Below are 2731 nucleotides of genomic sequence, written 5' to 3'. Positions count from 1 at the left end.
GCATCCCCTGGTGGCGTCGCTCGGCTACGCCAGCGCCGTGGCCGTGCTCACGGCGGTGGTGGCGGCCATCACGTTGCTGCCCGCCATCCTGTCGCTGGCCGGCGGGCACCTGTTCGGGGCGCGGCTGTCGGCCTTCCTCCGCCCCCGGCCGAAGCCGGCGGCGGCGACGGTCCGGAGCCGACCGGCCAGGCCGCGCCCGGGGTCCTAGAGCCGGGCCGGCCAGCAGTTCTCTTGGCAGGAGCACCGCCGCGTAGGATGCTTGTTCTGTCCGACGGCGGGACGGAAGGCACGATGCGGATGCAGCAGTCCAGCCGCCAGGGGCGCATGGTGCTGGAGCTCGGGCCGGTGCCGACCGCGGCCGCCGCTGGGCGGGGGTTCGTCCGGGAGGTGTGCGGCCGCTGGGAGCTCGCGGGCCTGGGCGAGCCGGCCGCGCTGGTGGCCAATGAGCTGGTGGCCAACGCCGTGACGCACGCCGGCACGGCGCTGGAGCTGCGGGTGGAGCTGCGCGGCCGCCGGCTCGAGGTGGCCGTCCACGACCAGGACCCGAACCTGTCGCGGGTGCAGGCGGCCAGGGACGGCACCGGCCGCGGGTTCGGCCTGCTGATCGTCGACCGGGTGGCGGCCGACTGGGGGGTGCGCCCCGGACCGGCCGGCGGCAAGACCGTCTGGTGCGCCCTGGAGCTGCCGCCACCGCAGGCGGATCCCGGGCTGGTCTGGACCAAGCTGGTGCCGCCGCCACCGCAGGCGGAGCTCATCCACCGCCCCGGCCTCCAGGCACGGCTGCGGGACGGCCTGGAGGGCAAGCTGTGCCTGCTGGACGCTCCGGCCGGGTTCGGCAAGACGACCCTGCTGGCCCAATGGGCCACGACCGCGGGCGCCGGCCGGGTGGCCTGGGTCTCCCTCGACGACGGCGACAACGACCCGACCCGCTTGTGGGTCCATGTCGTCGAGGCGCTCCGGACCGTGCAGTCGAACCTTGGCGCGACCGCGCTGGAGGCCTTGGGGGGCAGGAGCGCGGATCTGCACCGGGTGGTGCTGCCGTCGCTGCTGAACGAGCTGGCCCAGCTTGGCTCGTCGCTGGTGCTGGTGCTGGACGACTACCACCTGGTCACCAACCCCACCTGCCACCAGGTCCTCGGCTTCTTCCTGGATCACCTCCCAGCGGATGTCCATGTGGCGCTGTCGACCCGTAGCGATCCGCCGCTGCCCCTGGCCAGGATGCGAGCCAGAGGGGAGCTGACCGAGCTCCGGGTCGCGGAGCTGGAGTTCACCGGCGAGGAGGCGTCGGCGCTCCTCAACGGCTCGATGGGGCTGCAGCTGGCCACCGAGGACGTGGAGCGCCTGGCCGAGCGGACCGAGGGCTGGCCGGCCGGGCTGGCCCTGGCCGGCCTGTCGCTCCGCGGCCGCAAGGACGCCACCGGGTTCATCGCCTCGTTCCACGGCGACAACCGCCATGTCGCCGACTACCTGGCGGCGGAGGTCCTCGCCCGCCAGCCGGAGGCGATCAGGACCTTCCTGCTGCGGACCTCGATCCTGGAGCGCCTGTCCGGCCCGTTGTGCGACGCCGTGCTCGAGACCGAGGGGTCCGCCGGGGTGCTGGCCGAGCTGGAGCGCGCCAACCTGTTCCTGAACCCAATGGACGACCACCGGCAGTGGTACCGCTACCACCACTTGTTCGCCGAGCTGCTGCGCCTGGAGCTCCGCTATCGCGACCCGGCGCTGGTCCCGGCGCTGCATCGGCGGGCCGCGGCCTGGCATCGAGAGGCCGGCAATTTCGAGGACGCCATCGGTCACGCCACCGCAGCCGAGGACTACACCGAGGCCGCGGCGCTGATCGCGCGGAACTGGCTGGGCTACTGGCGCCGCGGACGCCTGGCGACCGTGGCCCGCTGGCTGGACGGGCTCCCGGACGGGTCGATCACGGCCGCCCCACCGGTCGCCTACATCGCCGCCTGGATCCGTGGGTTCTCCGGTAGCTCCCAGCAGGAGACCGAACGCTGGCTGGCCGCCGCGGAGGACGACACCTGGGACGGTGAGCTGCCCGACGGTGTCGCGTCGCTGGCCTTCGGCGCCGCCCTGACGCGCGCCGCCCAGCTGTTCGGCGACGTCGGGCGGTCGGCTGGCGCGGCGCGCCGCGCGCTCGAGCTCGCCGGCCCCGGGCCCTCACCGTACTCCTGGATGGCGCGGGCGGCGCTCGGGCAGGCCCTGTACCTGTCAGGGTTCCCGGCAGAGGCGCGGCCACAGCTGGAGGAGCTGGTCCGGGTCGTGTCGCCATCCGCCCAGCCGTTCGCCGTGCTGACCGCGCTGCCGGTGCTGTCGCTCATCGCCGCCGATGACGGCGACGATCGGACCGCCGCCGCGCTTGCGCATCGCGCGGCCGCGGTCGCCGAGGCGCAAGGGCTCAGCAGCGAGCCGCTGTGCGGGATCGCCCATGCGGCGCTGGGCCGGGCCCTGGCCCGCCAGGGCGAGCTCGCCGAGGCCGAGGAGCAGCTGGAGCGGGCGTTGGCGCCGGTCGGGATCGACAGCATGCTCGTGCAACGAGCGTTCGCGCTGTTGCTGCTGGCGCCCGTGCGCCGGGGCCGCGGCGACCTCCAGGGGGCCAGGGCGCTGGTCGAGGAGGCCCGGGAGCTGATCGACCGGTTCGCCGACCCGGGCGTGCTGCCCGCGCTCCTGAACCAGACCGAGCAGATGCTGGTCACGGGGCCCCGCCGGCGGCCTGATGTGGTCGAAC

The 2731-nt window shown here is 74.6% G+C and carries 2 protein-coding genes; both read left to right on the top strand.

The window, feature by feature from the left end; translation table 11 throughout:
- A partial coding sequence (locus VF468_31140; protein HEX5882741.1) for an MMPL family transporter occupies window positions 1–208 on the top strand: 208 nt, incomplete at its 5' end.
- A gap of 89 nt (window positions 209–297) precedes the next feature.
- Window positions 298–2731: ATP-binding protein (locus tag VF468_31135; GenBank protein ID HEX5882740.1), on the top strand; the 2434-nt coding region annotated here is incomplete at its 3' end.

The organism is Actinomycetota bacterium, assembly GCA_036280995.1.
In the GTDB taxonomy this organism is placed as follows: Bacteria; Actinomycetota; CALGFH01; order CALGFH01; family CALGFH01; genus CALGFH01.
This window is presented reverse-complemented; position numbering and strand designations above follow the sequence as displayed.